This window comes from Vibrio ponticus, from assembly GCF_009938225.1.
GTDB classification, from domain to species: Bacteria; Pseudomonadota; Gammaproteobacteria; order Enterobacterales; family Vibrionaceae; genus Vibrio; species Vibrio ponticus.
The window spans coordinates 2,450,849-2,474,767 of sequence record NZ_AP019657.1; the positions used below are offsets into that span (position 1 = coordinate 2,450,849).

At 45.8% G+C, this 23,919-nt stretch carries 15 protein-coding genes and 10 tRNA genes; 1 reads left to right on the forward strand and 24 read right to left on the reverse strand.

Annotated features, from left to right (window positions below):
• Window positions 1–14: 14 nt before the first annotated feature.
• From GZN30_RS10870 to pncC, 24 genes are all read right to left on the reverse strand, one after another.
• Window positions 15–626 (reverse strand): transglycosylase SLT domain-containing protein, encoded by a 612-nt coding sequence (locus GZN30_RS10870; RefSeq protein WP_075652688.1) that lies wholly within the window; start codon window positions 624–626, stop codon window positions 15–17.
• Window positions 627–628: 2 nt separating this feature from the next.
• Entirely contained in the window at window positions 629–2,197 is a 1,569-nt protein-coding gene (gene gshA, locus GZN30_RS10875) for a glutamate--cysteine ligase (RefSeq protein WP_075652687.1), read from the reverse strand.
• A gap of 123 nt (window positions 2,198–2,320) precedes the next feature.
• A complete protein-coding gene (locus GZN30_RS10880) occupies window positions 2,321–5,179 on the reverse strand; it encodes a M16 family metallopeptidase (RefSeq protein ID WP_075652686.1) in 2,859 nt (952 codons plus the stop codon).
• A 9-nt stretch (window positions 5,180–5,188) separates the two neighbouring features.
• Window positions 5,189–5,650 carry a YqaA family protein gene (locus tag GZN30_RS10885; RefSeq protein WP_075652685.1) on the reverse strand — a complete coding sequence of 154 codons (462 nt, stop codon included), beginning with the start codon at window positions 5,648–5,650 and terminating at the stop codon, window positions 5,189–5,191.
• Window positions 5,644–6,594: an NADP-dependent oxidoreductase gene (locus tag GZN30_RS10890; protein WP_075652684.1), complete on the reverse strand. Its 951-nt coding sequence runs from the start codon at window positions 6,592–6,594 to the stop codon at window positions 5,644–5,646. Before GZN30_RS10890 ends, GZN30_RS10885 begins: the two co-directional genes overlap by 7 nt.
• 147 nt (window positions 6,595–6,741) lie before the next feature.
• A complete protein-coding gene (locus tag GZN30_RS10895) occupies window positions 6,742–8,040 on the reverse strand; it encodes a sodium ion-translocating decarboxylase subunit beta (protein WP_075652683.1) in 1,299 nt (432 codons plus the stop codon).
• A gap of 9 nt (window positions 8,041–8,049) precedes the next feature.
• Window positions 8,050–9,837: a sodium-extruding oxaloacetate decarboxylase subunit alpha gene (oadA, locus tag GZN30_RS10900; protein WP_075652682.1), complete on the reverse strand. Its 1,788-nt coding sequence runs from the start codon at window positions 9,835–9,837 to the stop codon at window positions 8,050–8,052.
• 30 nt (window positions 9,838–9,867) lie between these two features.
• The gene (locus GZN30_RS10905) at window positions 9,868–10,122 is read right to left on the reverse strand and encodes an oxaloacetate decarboxylase subunit gamma (protein ID WP_075652681.1); all 255 of its coding nucleotides are present in this window, start codon (window positions 10,120–10,122) and stop codon (window positions 9,868–9,870) included.
• A 436-nt stretch (window positions 10,123–10,558) separates the two neighbouring features.
• A tRNA-Arg gene (locus tag GZN30_RS10910) sits at window positions 10,559–10,635 on the reverse strand.
• A 55-nt stretch (window positions 10,636–10,690) separates the two neighbouring features.
• A tRNA-Arg gene (locus tag GZN30_RS10915) sits at window positions 10,691–10,767 on the reverse strand.
• A 50-nt stretch (window positions 10,768–10,817) separates the two neighbouring features.
• A tRNA-Arg gene (locus GZN30_RS10920) sits at window positions 10,818–10,894 on the reverse strand.
• 55 nt (window positions 10,895–10,949) lie between these two features.
• A tRNA-Arg gene (locus tag GZN30_RS10925) sits at window positions 10,950–11,026 on the reverse strand.
• A gap of 50 nt (window positions 11,027–11,076) precedes the next feature.
• Window positions 11,077–11,153 (reverse strand) — tRNA-Arg (locus GZN30_RS10930).
• A gap of 94 nt (window positions 11,154–11,247) precedes the next feature.
• Window positions 11,248–11,324: transfer RNA gene (locus GZN30_RS10935), tRNA-Arg, on the reverse strand.
• A gap of 50 nt (window positions 11,325–11,374) precedes the next feature.
• Window positions 11,375–11,451 (reverse strand) — tRNA-Arg (locus tag GZN30_RS10940).
• A 69-nt stretch (window positions 11,452–11,520) separates the two neighbouring features.
• Window positions 11,521–11,613: transfer RNA gene (locus GZN30_RS10945), tRNA-Ser, on the reverse strand.
• 30 nt (window positions 11,614–11,643) lie between these two features.
• Window positions 11,644–11,720 (reverse strand) — tRNA-Arg (locus GZN30_RS10950).
• Window positions 11,721–11,784: 64 nt separating this feature from the next.
• Window positions 11,785–11,877 (reverse strand) — tRNA-Ser (locus GZN30_RS10955).
• A 185-nt stretch (window positions 11,878–12,062) separates the two neighbouring features.
• Window positions 12,063–12,260: a carbon storage regulator CsrA gene (gene csrA / locus GZN30_RS10960; RefSeq protein WP_075647666.1), complete on the reverse strand. Its 198-nt coding sequence runs from the start codon at window positions 12,258–12,260 to the stop codon at window positions 12,063–12,065.
• A gap of 93 nt (window positions 12,261–12,353) precedes the next feature.
• Window positions 12,354–13,541 (reverse strand): aspartate kinase, encoded by a 1,188-nt coding sequence (locus GZN30_RS10965; protein WP_075647667.1) that lies wholly within the window; start codon window positions 13,539–13,541, stop codon window positions 12,354–12,356.
• A 156-nt stretch (window positions 13,542–13,697) separates the two neighbouring features.
• The gene (gene alaS / locus GZN30_RS10970) at window positions 13,698–16,280 is read right to left on the reverse strand and encodes an alanine--tRNA ligase (protein ID WP_075647668.1); all 2,583 of its coding nucleotides are present in this window, start codon (window positions 16,278–16,280) and stop codon (window positions 13,698–13,700) included.
• 343 nt (window positions 16,281–16,623) lie between these two features.
• Window positions 16,624–18,015 (reverse strand): tyrosine phenol-lyase, encoded by a 1,392-nt coding sequence (locus GZN30_RS10975; RefSeq protein WP_075647669.1) that lies wholly within the window; start codon window positions 18,013–18,015, stop codon window positions 16,624–16,626.
• A gap of 1,381 nt (window positions 18,016–19,396) precedes the next feature.
• Window positions 19,397–20,437, reverse strand: coding sequence for a recombinase RecA (gene recA, locus GZN30_RS10980; RefSeq protein WP_075649787.1), 1,041 nt, complete (start codon window positions 20,435–20,437; stop codon window positions 19,397–19,399).
• A gap of 190 nt (window positions 20,438–20,627) precedes the next feature.
• On the reverse strand, window positions 20,628–21,119 hold the full coding sequence (gene pncC, locus GZN30_RS10985; RefSeq protein WP_075649786.1) for a nicotinamide-nucleotide amidase: 492 nt from the start codon (window positions 21,117–21,119) through the stop codon (window positions 20,628–20,630).
• An 84-nt stretch (window positions 21,120–21,203) separates the two neighbouring features.
• Here pncC and mutS point away from each other — a divergent pair, with 84 nt between their 5' ends.
• A complete protein-coding gene (gene mutS / locus GZN30_RS10990) occupies window positions 21,204–23,771 on the forward strand; it encodes a DNA mismatch repair protein MutS (protein ID WP_075649785.1) in 2,568 nt (855 codons plus the stop codon).
• Window positions 23,772–23,919 lie beyond the last annotated feature (148 nt).

Here is a 23,919-nt window from a genome sequence, read left to right on the forward strand (position 1 = left end):
CCCTCTCCTGCTAGTTAAAAAAACCAGCTACTATTATTTTCCAACTCTTGGCGGCACTGTTTCAGTTGCCAACCATAATCCTTTGCTTGCTGCTCCACTTTACGCGCGACGCGAATAAGTGAAGGCTTACCTTGGTAGGTTTTACGTTTATACCCACCTCGGCCTTCGTGATACGCCAAATATTGATTGTATGGATCCCACTTTGAGATGCCCAATTGCTTTTGCGTCTCAGAGGTATACCAGCCAATAAACATCAGTGAATCATCAAAATTGGTGCGTGAACCACCGTGATTGGTCGCTTTTTGAAAGTCTTCCCATGCAGGATCTTGCGCTTGTGCATAACCATAAGCACTGCTCACGCGTCCCCATGGAATAAAACCTAACAGGTAATCTTTCGGCGGTCTAGCATCGTGCCTGAAGCTACTCTCTTGCTTTACAAATGCCATTGCCACATTGATTGGCGTGCCCCACTCTTCTTGCATATCAACCGCATCATCAAACCAGTCCGGATTTTCACGAAAAATCGAACACAAGTTACTTTGATTGGCTGGCGGTGGAGTAGCGCAGCCTGCCAAGCTGACTGCGCTAATTAATAGAGCGAGCTTTAGAATCCTTTCTTTGGTCATCATTATTGTTTTAAGTAAGAGAAATAGTCAGTTAAGAAATCATCAAAGTTCAATGTATCGGATTCTTCTTGCGCTTTTTGAGCCTCAATCGAACGCGCCACTTCGGCTTCCATCTTAGCTTGTGAATATTCAACATATTGGTGCGCAAGATGCTGCTCAATGTATTTACGCCCTAAAGTGCGCCCTAGATTACCTAGCCCTTGATGAGCTTTAGTATCCGCAAGTACTTGACCAGAAAGTGTGAGTTCCGGGTTATCAATCCAAGTCATCAGTTTATCGCAAACTGCTTGATATTCATTCCCGCCCAGAACTTGGTCCATCTTCTCTGCGACTTGGCCAAGCTCTACGAACACTCGCTTCGCCCACTCTTGCAGCGTCAAAACTTCACCTTTACAGCCGATCTGCAGCTCTAGACCCACTTTACGACCGTCGAGCACCACTTTATTCCAGTTTTCACGCCAGCATGCTTGCTCACAGAAATCCATCGGCTCAGAGTCGCTCAGTGCAGCCCAAGTCAGGAACAAATCAAGGAAACGAACTTGGTCTTTGTCGATACCGATGGCACTGTACGGGTTAACATCCAATGAACGAACTTCGATGTACTCTACGCCACCACGAGTTAAAGCTTCAGATGGTTTTTCACCTTTTTGCGTCACTCGTTTAGGGCGAATGGGTGCGTACAGTTCGTTTTCGATTTGCAGCACATTACTGTTTAGCTGACGATACTCGCCATCCACTTTCACCCCAATTTTGGCGAACTCAGCAGATGGTAGGCGAATCGCACTGTTTAAACCTTCTAGGTACTCTTCAATGCTGTTAAAACCGATCTTAAGCACGCTTTGTTCACTGCTGGTGTAGCCAAGATCACTTAAACGCAAAGATGTCGCTTGCGGCAAGTAAAGCGTATGACCAATATTCTCAAACGGCAGCTTGGTTTCACGACCTTGAATAAACGATGAACACAACGCAGGCGAAGCACCAAAGAAGAATGGAATTAGCCAACCAAAGCGATAGTAGTTACGGATCAATGCAAAATAGCCATCAGACTTCGTTGCCTGACGCGACTCCTCATCCTGCTCGCCATGTAGCGCGTCCCAAAACTGATCTGGGAAAGAGAAGTTAAAATGCACACCCGAGATTATTTGCATCAGACTTCCATAACGACGCTTAAGACCTTCACGGTAAAGCGTTTTCATTTTGCCTGAGTTTGATGTGCCATATTGAGCGAGGTTAATGATGTCTTCATCAGAGACGTAGCATGGCATCGATAGCGGCCACATCTTTTCACCGTCTAATTTGGTTTGAGTGAAGTGATGAATATCCTCTAACTGAGCCAACAAGGTATCAATATCTTGTGACACGGGAGTGATAAATTCCAATAACGACTCGGCAAAGTCGGTAGTAATCCAGTTATTGGAATATGCAGAGCCCAAGCCACTTGGGTGCGGGGTGGTTGCCAGCTTACCACCTTGTTTATAGCGCAGGGTTTCTCGTTCTACACCGCGACCAAAATTCTTAAATACTTCTGGGTTGCGGGCAACTTTCTCTAAACGCGCAGCAAAATCTGTCAAAACGGAGTCGCCTTAATCTGTGGTTCATAGCTATATAATAGGTCTGATATAGCAAGAACTGGCTCAATACATACTGTAGGGCGGAATTATCCGCCCTACCAACATGCTCTCTTTATGTGTCCTTTACTGGACAATTTCAAGCTCTTTGATAGGAATCTGTAACGATTCCAGCTGTGGCTTTAACCTTTTAGCATCACCAACAACAATAATTTGGTAATCTTTTGGATTAAACCACTTCTTCGCCAACGCATCTAGCACATCCTTGTTGACCGTTTCGACAATTTCATTTCTCTGCTGTAGATAATCCTCATCTAAGCTAAAGGTTAAGATACCACCAAGCATCTGCGTTTTCTGTGATGGTGTTTCATACTTAAGCGCATCTTGTTGACCAACCGCCAGACGCATAAAGTTGAGCTCCTCATCTGTCATCCCGTTTTCGCTGAATTGCTGAAGCTCTTTTTCCATTTCAACAATCGATGGCAGAGTCGCGTCCGCGCGCACTTGAGCAGAGAACACCACCGCACCAACCTCACGACTGGCAGCAAGGTAGCCACTCGCGCCATAGGTATAACCTTTATCCTCACGCAAATTCTGGTTCAGACGGCTATTAAAATTACCCGCCAGATTAAAATTAGCTAATTGAGTGAGATACACTTCTCCTGTCGCATCAAACGGCAAACCTTGACGTACCATACGCACCACACTTTGCGGAGCTCCCGGTTTGTCGACTAAATAAATCGTACGACCTTCAACAGGCTTAACCAATTGAGGACTCAAAAGTGGAGCCGCTTCACCATGCCAGCTCTCAATAAACTTAAGCTGTGAAATCACATTAGTTTTCGACAAGTCGCCCACCACGACAATTTGCGCACCTTGCGGCGTGTAATGCTGGCGGTAGAATTGTTTCACATCTTCAAGCGTTAATTGACTAACCGATTGATAGGTACCATCACTCGGACGCTGATAGAGTGAGCCACTAAACAGCACCTGACGCGTGGCTTGAGAAGCTAACCAACTAGGCTGCTGATGCTGATAAACTAACCCTTCAAGCATCTGTTTCTTTACTCGGTCAAAATCTTGTTGCTTAAACGCAGGCTCAAATAGGACTTCATTAACGATAGCTAATGTTTGCGGCAGGTTCTTCTCTAAACTCGCCAGTGAGATAGTTGTTGTATAGTTACCCGCATTGATAGCCACACTACTACCTAGTTTATCCAAACGCGCTTGCAGCTCTTCCAAAGTCGACTTTTGTGTTCCCTCTTGCATCATCGCCGCGGTTAGATTTGCAATGCCTTCTTGATCTTTCGCGGCATAACGCTCACCGGCAGGTAGACGAATATCCATTTGGACTGTGGGTGTCTCATCGCTCACGGTACCCAACAGCTCTGCGCCATTATCAAAGTAAACTCGGTACAACTTAGGCATTTCGGCTTTAACAGCTTCTGCCACTTGTGGCATCACCGAACGGTCGAAATCATCCGTAGCACGGCGATAGACTAAGTCACTTTCATTAACTTTTTGATATTCAGGCAACGTGCGAGGTGGCGTAGTAAACGTGCTTGGTGCAACCGCCAAATCTACCCGCCCTTTCGGTACAACACTTAATGTCACTTTGTGATGACCATTAATGTACTGCTTGTAGGCTGCCATTACCGACTCAGGTGTCACTGCGCGAATACGCTCTAACTGAGTTTGTAGTCGATCTGGCTGACCAAAAAAAGTCTCGTTAGCTGCTAGCTGTGATACTTTGCCTTTAACGCTTTGCAGTGCAAATACCGCCGATGACTCTGACATTCCGGTAATTTCATCCAAGCGCTCTTGGCTGATACCTTGTTTTTCAAATCCAGCTAAAATCTGCATCATCTCTTGATACAGCGGCTTTAATTGTCCTTTATCACCCGATGGTGCCATCGCATAGATATAGAAATTACATGCTAATTCAGAGCAGTCTTGAAACGCGCCAGCATCGACGGCTTTTTGCGTCTTAACTAATTTTTGGTACAACAACGAATTTGCGCCACTACCTAGTGTTGAAGCGAGTGCGTTTAGCGCCATTTCATCTTGATGACCACTGTACTGCGTCGGCCAGCCGACTAATACCATTGGCTGTCTGATGCGATCTTCTAAAGTGATGTACTTATCTTGAGTAAGCACAGCAGGTTGTTTGTCTGCCTGCTCAACTTCTGGACCGCGAGGAATCGAACCAAAATACTTATTCACCCATTCGAGCGTCTGCTCAACATCAATATCGCCACCAATAGTCAATACCGCATTATTAGGGCCATACCAACGTAGGAAAAACGCTTTGAGATCGTTTACATCAACACGATCTAAGTCCTCAACATAACCTATGGTTTGCCATGAATATGGATGACCTTCTGGATACATCGCTTCGCCCATTTTCTCCCACATCAAACCATAAGGGCGATTATCGTAATTTTGCGCACGCTCGTTTTTCACCGTATCGCGTTGAACTTCAAACTTACGTTGTGAAACCGCATCCAGCAAAAAGCCCATACGGTCTGACTCTAGCCACAGCATTTTTTCTAACTGGTTCGCCGGCACCGTCTCAAAATAATTGGTTCGGTCACGGTTAGTGGTGCCATTTAGCGTGCCACCCGCTTCAGTGATCAAGCGAAAATGTTCTTGATCGCCAACATGCTCGCTGCCTTGGAACATCATATGTTCGAAGAAATGGGCAAAACCTGATTTACCGATTTCTTCACGAGCGGAACCAACATGATAGGTCACATCAACATGGACCAGAGGATCGGAGTGATCTGGCGAAAGAATAACGGTTAAGCCATTATCGAGTTTATATTTACTGTAAGGGATGGTCGCCTTACCTGCGACAGCATTCACCTCTTCAACTAACGTCACGCCTTGAGGAAGAGAGGAAAAAAACGGTACGGAATAATCGAGATTTGAGGTGCAACCGAATAACGCGGTAAGAGAAACAGCACCGATTAGAAACTTTCTCATCGTATTTCCTTAGAAAAGACCGTAAAACAAGGCAGCAAGTAAGGAATAACGAAAGGCTTTACCGATAAGAATTAGCCAAAAACTCGGCCAAAATTTCATGCGAAGCCAACCTGCTGCAAGACACAAAGGATCACCAATGACAGGTAACCAACTAAAAAACAACGTCCAGTAGCCATACTTTTGCAGCCACTGTATGGCTTTATGACCATGTTTTTCGTTTTGAGTTCGATTAGGTAGCCATAGTCCTAACCAATAATTAGTCAGCCCACCCAAGGTGTTACCAAGAGTCGCGACTAATATAACCATAGCTGGAGAATATTGATCTAGGCTCAGAGTAGCAATTAATCCTGCTTCTGAGCCGCCGGGTAATAAGGTTGCACTAAGAAAACCACTGAAAAAAAGAACCCAAAGTGCAGAATCAGAAAACCATAATGCGAAAGATTGAAACGCAGTATTGAACGTTTCTAGCATTGCATATCCAACAAAATTTTTCCTCGTGTGTGCCCTGTTTCCATTTGCTTATGGGCGTCCACTACCTGATCCATCGGGTAGACTTGATAAATTTCTGTTTTAAGCAGACCCACGCTAACCATGTAGAGCATGGCATCTAGCTGTTCAGGATTCGGGTCAACCAGCATCCCCGTGGCTTCAAAACCTAACAGTTTGGCTTTTTCACAAATGAGCTCGGCACTTAATGTCGGCACCGTCACCACTCTCGCACCATCTTTTAGGCACTTCAACGCATCAAGCGCCGCTTCTCCACCCACAAGATCGACTAACACATCGGCTTCTTCGACACGCTCAGAGACTGGAGCAAAATGGTAATTCACCGCATGAGCACCAAGCGTCGCTAGGTAATCAAGATTGCTTTCACTGCAAGTAGTAAATACCTCGGCTTTGGCTGCGACCGCAAGCTGCACTGCAATATGCCCAACACCGCCAGCACCCGCAAGGATCAGTACACGTTGTCCCTCTTGAATCGAGACGGTGTCTAACGCTTGCACCGCAGTTTGTCCGGCTAATGGCAACGCTGCAGCAGCTTCCAAAGTAACCGCATCAGGTACCCGGCTTAGTGCTTGTTCTGGCACCGCCACATACTGGCTATAGCCACCACCTTGCAAAGGAAAACCAATAAAACCTGCGACTTTATCACCGATTTCAAATTTGTCGGTGCCATCACCAACGCTGTGTACTGAACCGGCAATGTCATAGCCCAGCACCCAAGGCAGATTATCTTTATTCTCAGCGGCTGCCCAACCTAGCCCGGCGCGCGTTTTTACATCAATCGGATTGACGCCGGCAAAAGCCACTTTCACTACCACGTAGCCAGGCTGAGCCTCAGGTATTTGAACCGTCTGAATAGAGAGTACTTCTGGTGCGCCAAATTGAGGGATGACAACTTGTTTATTTTCCATATCAACCAATCCTTATTGATGTAAAAAAAGGGATGCCGAAGCATCCCTTTGAATATATAACATTTTGTTTGCCTAGGTTAACCACTTGTTTGCAAATTAACCAAGTTCTCACTCAAGTGTGAAGGGCAACGACAAAACCTTTTGTCACTACCCTACCAGGGCAAGCAAGATACCCGCCGCGACCGCCGAACCCAGCACGCCCGCTACGTTTGGTCCCATTGCATGCATCAACAGGAAGTTTTGCGGATTGGCTTCTAAGCCGACTTTGTTTACCACTCGAGCTGCCATTGGGACCGCTGAAACACCAGCGGCACCAATCAGTGGGTTAATGTCTTCTTTAGAGAACTTATTCAACAGCTTCGCCATCAACACACCACCCGCAGTACCGATACTAAACGCAACCGCACCTAAAGCGAGGATACCTAGAGTCTCTAAGTTTAAGAACTCCTCGGCTTGCAACTTCGAGCCGACACTTAAACCTAAGAAGATGGTGACAATATTGATAAGCTCGTTCTGCGCCGTTTTAGAAAGGCGATCAACCACGCCCGCTTCGCGCATCAAGTTACCCAAACAGAACATCCCAACCAGTGGCGTTGCTGATGGTAAGAACAAAATAGCCATCATCAGTACAGACAGCGGAAACAGAATTTTCTCTGTCTTACCCACATGACGTAACTGAGCCATCTTGATCTTGCGCTCTTCCGGTGTGGTTAACGCTTTCATAATTGGCGGCTGAATAATTGGTACTAATGCCATGTAGCTGTATGCAGCAACAGCAATCGCACCAAGCAAATCAGGCGACAACTTACTTGCTAAGAAGATAGCCGTTGGACCGTCCGCACCACCAATGATCGCGATTGAAGCGGCATCTGGCATGGAGAATTCCATACCAGGCACGTAGTTCAATAGAATCGCACCAAACAGTGTCGCAAAGATACCAAACTGCGCCGCTGCCCCTAACCACAAGGTTTTTGGGTTAGCGATCAGCGCACCAAAGTCGGTCATCGCGCCCACACCTAAGAAAATAAGCAGAGGAGCAATACCAGAGGCTACCGCCACTTTATAGAAAGTATAAAGTGTGCCATCGGTGAACTTCGCGTTACTTGCTAATGACTCCAGTAAGGTCAATTGCTCTGGCTCAGCCATCTTGTAGGCAGCTTTTACCGCTTCTGCTGAGATATCATTAATACCAAGTACTGAAGCAAACTGAGTCAGTAGGTTAATATCACCTGCAGCAATTGCGTTAACGACGGCGCTGTTTGCTAAACCAACCACTGGAATATTGGCCAAAATGGCACCAAAACCAATCGGTAATAGCAACAACGGTTCAAAGCCCTTACGGATTGCTAAATAAAGCAGAGTACAACCAACGGCAATCATGCACAGCTGACCAAACTCAAAATTAGCAATACCAGTCTCAGACCAGAGAGTTAGTAATCCTTCCATGGTACTCCCTTACGCAAGGCTTAATAGCGGAGCGCCAACAACGACTGAATCACCTTCTTTGACGTGAAGATCCTGAACTACACCACCACGAGCTGCGCGTACTTCAGTTTCCATCTTCATCGCTTCAAGGATCAACAACACATCACCCTCAGCGACTTCAGAGCCACTTTGGACATTCACTTTAAAGATGTTACCCGCCAATGGCGCTGGAACCGCTTCAGCATTACCAGACGCGACTGGCGCCGCTGCTGGAGCAGGGGCTTGCGCTGCGGCAGGCGTAACCGAAGTCAATTGCCCTTGAGGACCAACTTCAACATCATAAACTTGACCATCTACTTTGACACTGTAGGTCTCGATACCACCGGCGACAGGCGCTGCTGCTGGGGCAGCAACAGGAGCAGGTACTTCTTTGCCTGGTGCAGGTTCAAAGGCTTCAGGGTTATGACGGTTTTTAAGGAACTTAAGACCAACTTGTGGGAACAACGCATACGTCAGCACATCATCCACGGTATCTTCAGCCAGAGAGATCCCCTCTTCTTTGGCTTTCGCTAGAAGATCATCTGTTAGCTTATCTAATTCAGATTTGAGAAGATCCGCCGGACGACAAGTAATCGGTTCTGCACCATCAAGCACTCGCGCTTGCAACTCAGCATTCACTTCAGCTGGTGCCGCGCCATATTCACCTTTCAGCACGCCCGCAGTCTCTTTGGTGATGCTCTTGTAGCGCTCGCCTGTTAGCACGTTGATCACCGCTTGTGTACCGACGATCTGTGACGTTGGCGTCACTAGAGGGATAAAGCCAAGATCTTGGCGTACACGAGGGATCTCTTCTAGCACTTCATCAATACGATCCGCAGCGCCTTGCTCTTTTAGCTGACCTTCCATGTTGGTCAGCATGCCACCAGGGACTTGAGCAATCAGAATACGTGAATCAACACCTTTTAACTGACCTTCCCATTTGGCGTATTTCTTACGCACTTCACGGAAGTAAGCCGCAATTGGCTCGAGTTGATCCAGTTGTAGATTGGTATCGCGTTCAGTGCCTTGTAGCATCGCCACCACTGTTTCTGTTGGTGTATGGCCGTAAGTACAACTCATTGATGAAATCGCGGTATCGAGAATGTCTACCCCCGCTTCGACCGCTTTAACCGCAGTCGCCGTTGAAAGCCCGGTTGTCGCGTGACAATGCAGAGCAAGAGGTACATCACACGATGCTTTAATACGAGTAACTAACTCTTCAGCTTCATATGGCTTAAGCAGACCCGCCATATCTTTAATACATAGCGAGTGACAACCCAGATCTTCAAGACGTTTCGCCAAATCCACCCAAGTATCCACATTATGAACCGGGCTAGTTGTGTATGACAGCGTGCCTTGTGCATGAGCGCCAACATCTACGGTCGCTTTGACCGCTTTTTGGAAGTTGCGAACGTCATTCATCGCATCAAAGATACGGAAAACGTCCATGCCGTTAGTATGGGCACGCTCAACAAATTTCTCGACAACATCGTCAGCATAGTGGCGGTAACCTAATAGGTTCTGACCGCGCAATAGCATTTGCATTGGCGTATTTGGCATTGCTTTTTTCAGCTCACGTAAACGCTCCCATGGATCCTCACCCAAGAAGCGAATACACGAATCGAAAGTCGCACCACCCCAAGTTTCTAAAGACCAGTAACCGATTTTATCCAGCTCTGCGGCGATCGGTAACATATCCTCGATACGCATACGCGTGGCAAATAATGATTGATGGGCGTCACGAAGTACCACATCGGTGATAGCTAGTGGTTTAGACATGCTCATTAACTCCTTTTAATCCTTTAATTGCTATTTAGCTGCAGAGGTACGGTACTGATGTACCGCGGCAGAGATAGCCGCTACGACCTTCGGGCTGACAGCAGAAGATGATTGAACTGATTTATTTTGTACTGGGGTAGCAATCGGCTCTGGCACTTCCTCTGGCACTAACCGAGACATCAACCGAACGAGGTATACAAGAATTGTGAGGAAAATGAATACTACCGACATCCCTGTAACCATCAGGGTGGCAGCATCAAATAATTGGCTTCCAATATTGTCCATTTTGCGTCCTTTCTTTGTCATCCTGACAATTGGCTCAGCGATCAAGCTGTTACTTTGTGAAACTTATCACTTAATCGTGGCTGTACTTCACAGTACTAATATTGCCGTTGGATGCTTCCTATGATCCCGACAAGAGGACTAGGATTATCTCGATTGATTAAATTTTGTCAATTTTGTTTAAGGCACACTTTATGATATTGCACATTTCTAGGGAAATATTCGTCACACAAATCACATAAAGCTGGAATATTCGATATGAAAAGCACAAATAACTAGCGTTTATCCCACGTTATTCCAACTTTAGGGACTTTACTGCGATAGGCTTAAAAGTTCTGAAAATAGCGCTTAAAAAACAAGGCTTTGTATATGAAGGGTAACAATTATGCTAAATAATTGTTAATAAAAAAACCCCACATTTCTGCGAGGCTTTCAATGATGGCGCGCTCGAGAGGATTCGAACCTCTGACCGCCTGGTTCGTAGCCAGGTACTCTATCCAGCTGAGCTACGAGCGCGCAATATTTTCGATATTGATTAAGTTAACCAACATCAGGTCTATGACCTAAATAGTGGCGCGTCCTGGAGGATTCGAACCTCCGACCGCCTGGTTCGTAGCCAGGTACTCTATCCAGCTGAGCTAAGGACGCACGGGTTTTGATAATGATTAAATCACTATCAGGACTAAAGCCCTTAATAATGGCGCGCTCGAGAGGATTCGAACCTCTGACCGCCTGGTTCGTAGCCAGGTACTCTATCCAGCTGAGCTACGAGCGCGCAATGTTTTCGATATTGATTAAGTTAACCAACATCAGGTCTATGACCTAGAGAGTGGCGCGTCCTGGAGGATTCGAACCTCCGACCGCCTGGTTCGTAGCCAGGTACTCTATCCAGCTGAGCTAAGGACGCACGGGTTTCGATAATGATTAAATCACTATCAGGACTAAAGCCCTTAATAATGGCGCGCTCGAGAGGATTCGAACCTCTGACCGCCTGGTTCGTAGCCAGGTACTCTATCCAGCTGAGCTACGAGCGCGCAATGTTTTCGATATCAATTATAGTTAATTGACATCAGGTCAACGACCTTTCTTTCTTGTTTGAAAAACTTAAATAAGCTTTCAAAAGAAAAGTGGCGCGTCCTGGAGGATTCGAACCTCCGACCGCCTGGTTCGTAGCCAGGTACTCTATCCAGCTGAGCTAAGGACGCACGGGTTTCGATAATGATTAAATCACTATCAGGACTAAAGCCCTTAATAATGGCGCGCTCGAGAGGATTCGAACCTCTGACCGCCTGGTTCGTAGCCAGGTACTCTATCCAGCTGAGCTACGAGCGCGCAGATTGTGAAGCATATCACAAAATATTAGTTTTGAAACAAAAAAATTGACCTGCCGGTCAATAAAAATGGCGGTGAAGGAGGGATTCGAACCCTCGATACGGTATCAAGCCGTATACTCCCTTAGCAGGGGAGCGCCTTCAGCCTCTCGGCCACCTCACCGTTTTTTTATTATTCTCTACAAGTAGAGAATGGCGCGCTCGAGAGGATTCGAACCTCTGACCGCCTGGTTCGTAGCCAGGTACTCTATCCAGCTGAGCTACGAGCGCGCATTTGCTTTGTTTCAAAGCTATGCTCCGAAGAGCAATTCTTCTAAAAAAGAAGAAGCAAGAATGGCGGTGAAGGAGGGATTCGAACCCTCGATACGGTATCAAGCCGTATACTCCCTTAGCAGGGGAGCGCCTTCAGCCTCTCGGCCACCTCACCGTCTTGCGGAGGCACATATTACGATTTACCAAAAATATGTCAAACACTTTCTTGGCAAATTTGAGAAAAATCTCGCCAACCGTTGTCAATTTAACCAAAGCGGTGTTTATTCACACTTTTTTGAGAGTTTTCCTTGCTCTGTACCCACAAAAAAAGCTGACCCGTAGTCAGCTTTTTCTTAGCAATTAGTAATTGCCTGATGCAACGTTACCGTTACCTTTCTCTGCCTGAATGCGCAAGTAGATTTCTTCGCGATGAACAGACACTTCTTTCGGAGCATTAACACCGATACGTACTTGGTTACCTTTCACACCTAGTACTGTTACTGTAACTTCATCACCAATCATTAGAGTTTCACCAACACGGCGAGTTAAAATTAGCATTCTGTGCTCCTTGAGTAATCTCTTAAAATTTCTTGCTACACAGCTATTATCCAACAAAAGTTATATTTTCGTAAACTCAATTCTTATTCGAATCTAGCCTAGATATGCATGTTTTTGTAGGCAATCGTGTGCTTTGCTCGGCATTATATACGCTTGATGCAATAAATTCGCTGCACTATTCACACACTCTGGTAACAATGCGGTCGTTAAAGACCTCTCATCACTTTTCTGGTGGATAGCAGATATCTTGTGTTCGGCAAGCAATGAATTCAAAGATTCAGCGAGCTCTTGCGTATTAGCACCAACAGCGGTCAGCAAGCTAATCTGATGACGATCGGCTACTTTTCCCTGTAAGACCAATTCTAGTTTAGAGAAAGCGTCTTGCTTGACAACAATACCGAACCATTCTGGGTGTTCAATCACATCCCAAATGTCAATTCCGATAAGTTGGCACTGTTTCTCTACGCTAATGAGTACAGGTTTAGCGACTTTAATCAAACACATATCGCGTTGAATCGCTAAGCCACAAACAGAGTGCAAACATTCATCACCTTTGACCAAACTACCCTGATTGACATCGAAAGTCGACAAGACTCTCAAAGGAACCTGGTTTTCCCATGCATGTAACACTGAAGGAAGATGCAATACTTTCGCACCATGTCTAGCCATGCTTTCCATCGAGGGAAAATCAATCACTTCAAGTTTGTGCGCACTTTCAACCACACGAGGGTCACAAGTATAAATACCATCCACATCCGTGAAGATTTGGCATTCGTCCGCTTGTAGTGCGCCAGCAAGTGCAACGGCGGTAGTATCTGAGCCACCACGACCTAAGGTAGTAATGTCACCACTCTCGGTAATACCTTGAAACCCAGCCACAATCACGATTTGGTCTTGCTCTAACAGCTTCAGAATTGGCGAAACATCTATTTGCTTTATCGTCGCGTCATTGTGTTGCTCATCGGTGACTATTCTTGCTTGCGCACCCGTTAATGAGCGAGAGGGATAACCCATCTTATTCAGGGTCATTGCTAATAGAGCCATCGACACTTGTTCGCCGGCAGAAAGCAATACATCCAATTCACGAGCATTGGGTACGCTATCAATTTGTTGAGCTAAATCGACTAAGCGATTCGTCTCTCCAGACATAGCTGAAACCACGACAACCACTTGGTTGTCCGAATTTTTAGCGTTAATAATGTGCTGTGCAACTTGATGAATTCTTTCTATTGAACCCACCGATGTACCACCAAATTTCTGCACGATAAGAGGCTTTTTCACCAGTCTTCACCTTCCTAAGACCAAGTCTCATTGTGCCGCTCAATTTACTTATTAAGCGGGATGAATCTAATCAAACATGTTGAATATGTTTGCTTCGCATAAAAAAGAACGCTCAACCATTTCTGGTTGAGCGTAAATTACTCTAATGGAGAAGTCTTATAGACGCTCAGCAATCCAAGCTTCTACTGACTCCAACGCTGCTGGTAGCGCTGATGCATCAGTACCACCTGCTTGCGCCATATCTGGACGACCACCACCTTTACCACCAACTTGCTGAGCAACCATATTAACCAGTTCGCCCGCTTTCACTTTGCCAGTAAGATCTTTGGTTACGCCAGCGATTAGACCTACTTTGCCTTCCGCTACGTTGCCCAGCATGATAATGCCGCTACCTAGTTGGTTCTTAAGCTCATCAACCATACCACGTAGTGCTTTGTTATCTGCGCCGTCTAGTTGAGAAACCAGAACTTTAACACCTGCAATCTCTTTTACTTGGCTAGTTAGGCTAGCACTCGCTTGAGAGGCAAGTTTGTCTTTCAGCTGCTGAATTTCTTTCTCTAGCGCTTTCGCTTTGTTCGCTGCATCTGAAAGCTTCGCTTCGTACTTATCTTGCTGAGCTTCAATTGCATCTAGCGCTGCTTCACCCGTTACCGCTTCAATACGACGGATGCCTGCTGCGATACCACCTTCTGACGTAATCTTGAATAGACCAATGTCACCAGTGTTAGACGCGTGGATACCACCACATAGCTCAGTTGAGAAATCACCCATAGATAGTACGCGAACTTCATCATCGTACTTCTCACCGAATAGTGCCATAGCACCTTTCTGCTTCGCAGACTCAATATCCATGATATTGGTTTCGATGTTGTGGTTACGACGAATTTGCGCGTTCACGAGACGCTCAACTTCTTTTAGCTCAGCCGCTGTCACACCTTCTAGGTGAGAGAAGTCAAAACGTAGGTTTTCAGCTTTCACTAGAGAGCCTTTCTGCGTTACGTGCTCACCCAATACTTTACGTAGTGCTGCGTGTAGCAAGTGTGTTGCAGAGTGGTTCAATGTAATTGCTGCGCGGCGCAGTGCATCAACGAGAGTTTGTGCTTTGTCGCCCTTCGCAATCACGCCCTCAGTCAGCTCACCGTGGTGTGCAATCGCATTACCCAGTTTCTGTGTATCTTCTACTTTGAATAAACCTGATTCAGTTTTGATCACACCAGCATCACCACATTGACCGCCTGACTCAGCGTAGAATGGGGTTTCTTCAAGGATAAGGATCGCCTTATCACCTGCTGATAGAGATTCAACTTCGTTGCCTTCAACAAACATTGCTGCTACTGCACTTGAACCTTCTGTCGCTGCGTAACCGCAGAACTCAGTTTGTGCGTCAGTTTTGATTGCGGCATTGTAGTCAGTACCGAATTGACCAGCTTCGCGAGCACGTTGACGTTGCTCTTCCATCGCTTTCTCAAAACCTTCTTCGTCGATCGCGAAATCACGCTCACGAGCTACGTCGTTAGTTAAGTCAGCTGGGAAGCCGTAAGTGTCGTAAAGTTTAAATACGGTTTCGCCGTCTAGTACTTTACCGTCTAGGTTATCTAAAGCTTCGTTTAGAATTGTCATGCCACGTTCAAGAGTACGTCCGAAGTTCTCTTCTTCGATACGTAGAACTTTTTCAACAACCGCTTGTTGACGTTTTAGTTCTTCGCCTGCTGTACCCATGATCTCTGCCAATACGCCAACCAACTTGTGGAAGAATGCGCCTTGAGCACCGACTTTGTTACCGTGACGAACTGCACGACGGATGATACGACGTAAAACGTAACCACGACCTTCGTTTGAAGGCATAACGCCATCAACGATTAGGAATGAACATGAACGAATGTGGTCAGCAATTACACGTAGAGACTGGTTAGATAGGTCTTCACAACCTGTCACTTCAGCCGCTGCTTTAATCAGTGTTTGGAATACATCGATTTCGTAGTTTGAGTGAACGCCTTGCATGATTGCAGAGATACGCTCGATACCCATACCCGTGTCAACAGATGGCTTTGGAAGTGGTTCCATTGTGCCGTCTGCATGACGGTTGAACTGCATGAATACGTTGTTCCAGATCTCGATAAAACGGTCACCGTCTTCTTCAGGAGAGCCAGGACGACCACCCCAAATGTGTTCACCGTGATCGTAGAAGATTTCAGTACAAGGACCACAAGGACCTGTGTCACCCATTTGCCAGAAGTTATCTGACTCGTATGCTTTGCCGCCTTCTTTATCACCGATACGTACGATGCGATCAGCTGGGATACCAATTTTTTGGTTCCAGATATCAAACGCTTCATCATCTGTCTCGTATACCGTTACTAGTAGACGATCTTTTGGTAGTTGTAGCGTTTCAGTCAGGAATTCCCATGCGTAAGCAATCGCGTCTTCTTTGAAGTAATCACCGAAGCTGAAGTTACCTAGCATTTCGAAGAATGTGTGGTGACGTGCAGTAAAACCTACGTTTTCTAGGTCATTGTGTTTACCACCAGCACGTACACAGCGTTGGGCCGTAGTTGCTCGTGTGTAGGCGCGTTTTTCTAAACCTAAGAAACAATCCTTGAATTGGTTCATACCTGCGTTAGTGAAAAGCAGGGTTGGGTCGTTATGCGGTACTAACGATGAACTTTCTACGATTTGGTGTCCTTTGCTTTCAAAGAACTTGAGGAACGCGTTACGAACCTCATCTGTGCTCATGTACATGCAGCTCTTCCTGAAAATAGTCGAGATAGAATTTTGCTGTATTGTACACATAAGCGTGTGCTAGATGCTATACCCATCTCACCTCAAGATGCATGGTTTGGTATGTATAAGAGGGAAGTTAAATCGTGGTGGTATTGACGAGCGATGTGCCCGACTCTGCTAAGGGTTTCTGTTTCAACAATAGCTACTAAAAAAACGGCTATAAGACCAAGCTGTTAGGGTTAAAACCCTCCTCTGTGACACAACCGAAAGAATCCCACCTTGAGCTTTTGGTTCATGGTAGGCTAAAACGAAGAAAGCCCCCTAAATTAGGGGGCTTAGTAACTCAGCTAACAGCTAACTATTAACCTTCAATGTACTCGAAACGAGAAGTGAAGAAGCGTAGTTGCTTAGGCTCATATACAAAGTTTAGACCTTTGATTTGGTCGCGGTTTTTGTAAAGCTCGATGATACCTTCAGCTACTGCATCCATGTGTGCGTAAGTGTAAACACGACGTGGAATAGTTAGACGGATTGTTTCTAGAGCTGGACGGTGGTGGTCGCCAGTCTCACGGTTACGTCCAGCAGATACGATACCACGTTCCATTGTACGTACACCTGTCTCGATGTATACAGACGCAGCTAGAGTTTGCGCTGGACACTGATCTTGTTCTAGGTGTGGTAGGAAGCGACGTGCGTCAACGAATACTGCGTGACCACCGATTGGTTCAATCATTGGAACGCCAGCTGCACGTAGCTTGTCACCTAGGTAACGGATTTGCTTGATACGGTGGTCAAGGTATGGGAATTCTAGAGCTTCTTCTAGACCAACAGCTAGAGCTGCCATGTCACGACCAGCTAGACCGCCGTATGAAGGCATACCTTCGTATACTACTACTAGTTCTTTAGATTCTTCGAATAGGTGCTCGTCACGTAGTGCTAGGAAACCACCGATGTTTGCAAGACCGTCTTTCTTAGAAGACATTGTTGCGCCATCTGCGTAAGAGAACTGCTCGATAACGATCTCTTTGATAGTCTTGTCTGCGTAACCTTCTTCTTGCTCTTTGATGTAGTATGCGTTTTCTGCACAACGAGTTGCATCGTAGAATACTTTGATGCCGTTAGCTTTACAGATTTCGCTTACTGCACGCATGTTAGCCATAGATACTGGCTGACCACCTGCTAGGTTTACAGTGATTGCTAGACATACGTAAGCAATGTTTTCTGCGCCTTTCTCAGCGATAGCAGATTGTAGTTTGTCTAGGTCGATGTTGCCTTTAAATGGTACATCTAGTGCTGCATCGTGTGCTTCATCGCGGATGATGTCGATGAATTTAGCACCGTTGTGCTCTTGGTGGAAACGTGTAGTTGTGAAGTACATGTTACCAAGAACCCATTGTTGACCTTTGTCTTTAGGAATTGCGATTTGAGAAAGGATGTTCTCTGCACCGCGACCTTGGTGAGTAGGAATTAGGTATGGGAAACCGTATAGACGTTGAACAGCTTCTTCTAGTTTGTAGAAATCTTTAGAACCAGCGTATGCTTCGTCACCAGTCATTAGAGCAGCCCACTGCTTGTCAGACATTGCAGATGTGCCTGAGTCAGTTAGTAGGTCGATGTAAACATCAGCACTGTTTAGAAGAAACGTGTTGTAACCAGCTTCTTTCATTTTTTCAGCACGCTCTTCGCGACCAATCATTGAAACGTTTTCGATAGTTTTAATGCGAAACGGTTCAGCAGGGTAACGTTTTTCCATTTTCTTACTCCAATTTATTTAATGGTCATATTCTTTATTTAATTGGGTGTATCCCCAAACTTCGAAGCCATTAGAATATTTTTTCCGGATTAAGGGAATAGCTGTTCAAGCGGTATAAATTGGAGCTCTCGTATAAAAAACTAAACGGCAACTTTATTGCCAAAACAAGATATTATAGACGTTGTTTTTCTGATTTATTTGATGGATCGGTATTGTACAAGACCATTTATTTTGTTAGCCATTACCCATTATGAGATTCAGTTAACACTTTAATACGTACATTTAACTGTACGGAATTATTTACACACAAGCAATTAGAGCCCAAAACGGCGTAATTAGCACCAATATTTACACCACAGCAACAACATCAACCAGATAATTTAATGTTTAAAGGGCTTTAAAGCCCCCAAAAAAGTGCAAAATAATGGTTGCTTTGGTGCAGTTAGTCCAAAATATCATCAAATCAAACTTGAACCAGATCTCATTTATAAATTTAATTTAATTTTATAGCCAGTTTTATTACTCCATTTGTTAATAATAATGGTGTATTTATTTATTAATTAAACAAAAATAATTAATATCAGCCTGCGATGATTACAATTAATATCTGTGGCAATTAAATTAAATCGATCAACAAATAATCAGGGTTAAATTAAAAGGCAAAATCAAAACAATTTAATTAATAAACGCAATCTAGAGGCTACAAATATACCTGGCATTATTTATAGATATAATATTAAAGTGCTCTAGATCACATTTTAAAATAGATAAATAATATCGGTTCTATTCTCAGTGAGTCGACCTCTCAGAAAAAGTTCAGCCATCAGCTAGCACCAGCTAACATCACAGGCTTTCGTCACTAAAGGGGCAGTACAAAGGCTTTCATCGTCCTATTGGTGAAATGGCTGCAACCGTTCTCCGCCCCACCATTAGAAAACGATAGCCAAACTAGCTAACAATCCACTCAAGAGAGTCAGCGTACTATTTTAGCTGTGGCTGTGGCTGTGGCTGTGGCTGTGGCTGTGGCTGTGGCTGTGGCTGTGGCTACTAGCCTAAAAAGACTCGTTCTTCCTGCAAGTCATCCGAGAAGAGATAAAGGTGAAGCGAGAAGAGATAAAGGTGAAGCGAGAAGAGATAAAGGTGAAGTGAGAAGTGAGAAGTGAGAAGTGAGAAGTGAGAAGTGAGAAGTGAGAAGTGAGAAGTGAGAAGTGAGAAGTGAGAAAAAAGAATAAGAGAAAGAAAGATAGAAAGATAGAAAGATAGAAAGATAGAAAGATAGAAAGATAGAAAGATAGAAAGATAGAAAGACAAGATAAAACAAAGCCCCGCATGATGCGAGGCTTGGCTGTGGATTCAATTTAGCTCAGCGACCAAAGAGAGATTAAAACTCTTCTTCTTGTGGCATTTCACCCGTTTCAGGCTCTTCTGGTTGAGCTGGTGATAGCAACATTTCACGTAGCTTGCTGTCGATGGTTTGCGCCGCTTCTGGGTTCTCTTTAAGGAACTTACAAGCGTTTGCTTTACCTTGACCAATCTTATCGCCGTTGTAGCTGTACCACGCACCTGCTTTCTCTACGAGCTTGTGCTTCACGCCTAGATCGATCAGTTCACCTTCACGGTTAAAGCCTTGACCGTACAGGATCTGCGTTTCTGCTTGTTTAAATGGTGCAGCAATCTTGTTCTTCACCACTTTGATGCGGGTTTCGTTACCCACCACTTCATCACCTTCTTTGATAGAACCAGTACGGCGGATATCAAGACGAACAGACGCGTAAAACTTCAGTGCGTTACCACCCGTTGTGGTTTCTGGGTTACCAAACATTACACCAATCTTCATACGAATTTGGTTGATGAAGATACACATACAGTTAGACTGCTTGAGGTTACCCGTTAGCTTACGCATTGCTTGCGATAGCATACGCGCTTGAAGACCCATGTGGCTATCGCCCATCTCGCCTTCAATTTCAGCTTTTGGTGTTAGTGCCGCTACTGAGTCAACCACTAGAACGTCAATTGCACCTGAGCGTGCTAATGCATCACAGATTTCTAACGCTTGCTCACCTGTGTCTGGCTGAGAAACCAATAGCGCATCAATATCAACACCTAGCTTCTTCGCATAGATAGGATCAAGTGCGTGCTCAGCATCAATAAAGGCACAAGTTTTACCTTCACGTTGCGCAGCGGCAATCAGTTCAAGAGTTAGGGTTGTTTTACCTGAAGATTCTGGACCGTAGATTTCTACGATACGACCCATTGGTAGACCACCAGCACCGAGTGCGATATCGAGAGAAAGTGAACCAGTCGAAATGGTTTCTACATCCATTGTGCGGTTGTCGCCAAGGCGCATAATAGAGCCTTTACCGAATTGCTTTTCAATTTGACCTAGCGCAGCGGCGAGGGCTTTCTGTTTATTCTCGTCCATCACTTTCTCCAAACTATCCACCATGGCTGATGAATATAAAATCTGATTGGTGCTGTTCAGTATCAGCTGAACAATTTATGAGTGCCATTATACTGTTGATTCATACAGTGTCTATACCTGTATGGATTTTTTTTGCACTCGCTCGATAGAGTACTGATCTGGCAAGGATTTTAAACCTCAAACAGTGAAACTATGATCTCTCACTCAAATAGTCACACAGGGTTTTAAGCGCAAAGTCAACCGCTTGCGAGCGCACCTCTGCCCTATCACCAGAAAAATGCTCCGTGCTCACCTTCAACCAACCTGTGTGATCGGCAAAACCAAAGCATACCGTACCCACTGGTTTTTCATCACTGCCACCGCCAGGACCAGCAATACCACTAATCGAAACAGCAATCGTCGCATTGGCGTTTTTTAGCGCACCTTTTACCATTTCAACCACGGTCGGCTCACTCACGGCACCATGCGTCTCCAACGTTTGGGCTTGAACTTCTAACATCTCCATCTTGGCTTCATTACTGTAAGTAACGAATGCGCGATCAAACCATGCCGAACTGCCTGCGATGTCCGTTACAGACACAGAGACCCCTCCGCCAGTGCAGGATTCTGCTGTGGCGAGAACCTGTTGGTGTTGCAGCAATAACTTACCAAGCTCAATGCTCAATAATTGATGTGATTCCATGTTCAAAATCCTCAATGTGACTTTTCGCCCGTTATCGATTCACGTATCCTAAGCCGCAATTGTCATAAACGAAAGAAGTTAGCCGTGAAAGCCGAACAAAAACACACTCCAATGATGCAGCAGTATCTAAAGTTAAAAGCTGAAAACCCTGATATCTTGCTGTTTTATCGTATGGGTGACTTCTATGAACTTTTTTATGATGACGCGAAACGCGCTTCACAACTGCTCGATATCTCATTAACGAAACGCGGCTCATCAGCTGGCGAACCAATCCCGATGGCGGGTGTGCCTTACCACGCGGTAGAAGGCTACTTAGCCAAGCTAGTTCAACTGGGTGAATCGGTCGCGATCTGTGAGCAAATTGGTGACCCTGCCACCAGCAAAGGTCCGGTTGAACGTAAAGTAGTGCGTATTGTTACGCCAGGTACGGTGACCGACGAAGCACTGCTGTCTGAACGTGTTGATAACCTGATTGCGGCGATTTACCACCACAATGGTAAGTTCGGCTACGCCACATTAGATATTACGTCCGGTCGTTTCCAACTGACTGAACCGGAAAGCGAAGAAGCAATGGCAGCTGAGCTGCAACGTACTTCACCGCGCGAGCTGCTATTTCCAGAAGATTTCGAACCAGTGCATCTGATGTCCTCGCGCAGCGGTAATCGTCGTCGCCCGGTATGGGAGTTCGAAATTGACACAGCTAAGCAACAACTTAATCAGCAATTTGGCACCCGTGACCTAGTTGGTTTTGGTGTCGAACATGCCAAGCTCGGGCTATGTGCAGCGGGCTGCTTGATTCAATATGTCAAAGATACTCAGCGTACCGCGCTACCGCATATCCGCTCACTGACGTTTGATCGCCAAGATCACTCGGTAATTTTGGATGCGGCGACTCGTCGCAACCTAGAAATTACCCAAAACCTTGCTGGCGGCTTGGATAACACCCTAGCGGACGTGTTAGATAAAACGGCAACGCCTATGGGTAGCCGAATGCTCAAACGCTGGTTGCATCAACCAATGCGCTGTATTGATACACTCAACCAACGCCTAGATGCGATTACCGATATTAAAGAGCAAAGCGTGTTCTGCGACTTACAGCCAGTTCTGAAACAGATTGGTGATATCGAACGTATTTTGGCGCGCTTAGCACTGCGTTCAGCACGCCCGCGAGATTTGGCACGCCTGCGCCATGCGATGCAGCAACTGCCTGAACTGGCTGATGTATTGTCATCGCTTCACCACCCTTACCTCGCTAAGTTGGCACAATACGCCGCACCAATTGAATATGTGTGTGATCTCCTTGAGCGCGCGATCAAAGAAAACCCTCCAGTGGTGATCCGTGAAGGTGGTGTGATTGCCTCTGGCTACAACGCTGAGCTTGATGAATGGCGTAACCTTGCAGATGGCGCAACTGAGTATTTAGAAAAACTGGAGCGTGAAGAGCGCGAGCGCCACGATATCGACACCCTTAAAGTCGGCTATAACGCCGTACATGGCTTCTTTATTCAGGTGAGCCGAGGGCAAAGCCACTTAGTGCCTGCGCACTATGTCCGTCGTCAAACATTAAAAAATGCCGAGCGCTACATTATTCCTGAGCTAAAAGAACACGAAGACAAAGTGCTTAACTCAAAATCTAAAGCGCTTTCAGTCGAGAAGAAACTGTGGGAAGAGCTGTTCGATTTGCTATTGCCGCATCTAGAACAGATGCAAAATCTCGCCTCCGCAGTATCGCAGTTAGACGTATTACAAAACCTAGCCGAGCGTGCCGATAGCTTAGATTACTGTCGTCCAACCCTAAGCCAAGAGCCAGGTATTTCAATTCAAGCAGGTCGACACCCTGTGGTTGAGCAAGTCATGGATGAGCCTTTTATTGCTAACCCAATTGAGCTCAATGCGCAGCGTAAAATGTTGATTATCACCGGTCCGAACATGGGCGGTAAATCGACCTACATGCGTCAAACCGCGTTGATTGCCCTAATGGCACACATTGGTTCTTATGTTCCAGCAGAAGCGGCGCATATCGGCTCTATCGATCGCATCTTTACTCGTATCGGCGCATCGGACGATTTAGCTTCAGGTCGTTCAACCTTCATGGTTGAGATGACAGAAACTGCCAACATTCTGCACAACGCCACCGAGCGTAGCCTAGTGCTGATGGATGAGATTGGTCGTGGTACCAGTACCTATGATGGTCTGTCACTGGCTTGGGCAAGTGCCGAATGGTTAGCAAAACAGATTGGCGCATTAACGCTATTCGCCACTCACTACTTTGAGCTAACCGAACTGCCTAGCCAAATTGATCATCTCGCGAACGTTCACCTAGACGCGGTAGAGCACGGTGACAGCATTGCCTTTATGCACGCAGTGCAAGAGGGCGCGGCGAGTAAGTCTTATGGTCTTGCGGTCGCCGGTCTTGCCGGTGTACCAAAAACCGTGATCAAGCAAGCACGAGCAAAATTGACTCAGCTTGAGCAGCTTAGCCTAGCGACGGAAAATAACGCACCGCGCAGCACAGCCGTTGATATCGCTAATCAACTGAGCTTGATCCCTGAACCAAGTGAAGTAGAAGAAGCACTAGCCAATATTGACCCTGATGACCTCACTCCTCGTCAAGCTTTGGAAGAACTTTACCGCTTGAAGAAGTTACTGTAACTATTTCGCTCAGATATTCGCTCAAATTACCGATTTCTAGCCGCATCCATGATGCGGCTTTTTCATGCCATCACAGACTGGCTTAGAGTTGCCGAGCCGCATCAATCCTACTCATCACCGCCTTTGTAACAAAAGTGGCTAATCATGC

Bases quoted from the DNA above. Each gene is read 5' to 3' on its own strand.
- GZN30_RS10870 (WP_075652688.1), bottom strand. From the start codon at position 626: ATGACCAAAGAAAGGATTCTAAAGCTCGCTCTATTAATTAGCGCAGTC.
- GZN30_RS10880 (WP_075652686.1), bottom strand. From the start codon at position 5,179: ATGAGAAAGTTTCTAATCGGTGCTGTTTCTCTTACCGCGTTATTCGGT.
- GZN30_RS10885 (WP_075652685.1), bottom strand. From the start codon at position 5,650: ATGCTAGAAACGTTCAATACTGCGTTTCAATCTTTCGCATTATGGTTT.
- GZN30_RS10890 (WP_075652684.1), bottom strand. From the start codon at position 6,594: ATGGAAAATAAACAAGTTGTCATCCCTCAATTTGGCGCACCAGAAGTA.
- GZN30_RS10895 (WP_075652683.1), bottom strand. From the start codon at position 8,040: ATGGAAGGATTACTAACTCTCTGGTCTGAGACTGGTATTGCTAATTTT.
- oadA (WP_075652682.1), bottom strand. From the start codon at position 9,837: ATGTCTAAACCACTAGCTATCACCGATGTGGTACTTCGTGACGCCCAT.
- GZN30_RS10905 (WP_075652681.1), bottom strand. From the start codon at position 10,122: ATGGACAATATTGGAAGCCAATTATTTGATGCTGCCACCCTGATGGTT.
- csrA (WP_075647666.1), bottom strand. From the start codon at position 12,260: ATGCTAATTTTAACTCGCCGTGTTGGTGAAACTCTAATGATTGGTGAT.
- alaS (WP_075647668.1), bottom strand. From the start codon at position 16,280: ATGTACATGAGCACAGATGAGGTTCGTAACGCGTTCCTCAAGTTCTTT.
- GZN30_RS10975 (WP_075647669.1), bottom strand. From the start codon at position 18,015: ATGGAAAAACGTTACCCTGCTGAACCGTTTCGCATTAAAACTATCGAA.
- recA (WP_075649787.1), bottom strand. From the start codon at position 20,437: ATGGACGAGAATAAACAGAAAGCCCTCGCCGCTGCGCTAGGTCAAATT.
- pncC (WP_075649786.1), bottom strand. From the start codon at position 21,119: ATGGAATCACATCAATTATTGAGCATTGAGCTTGGTAAGTTATTGCTG.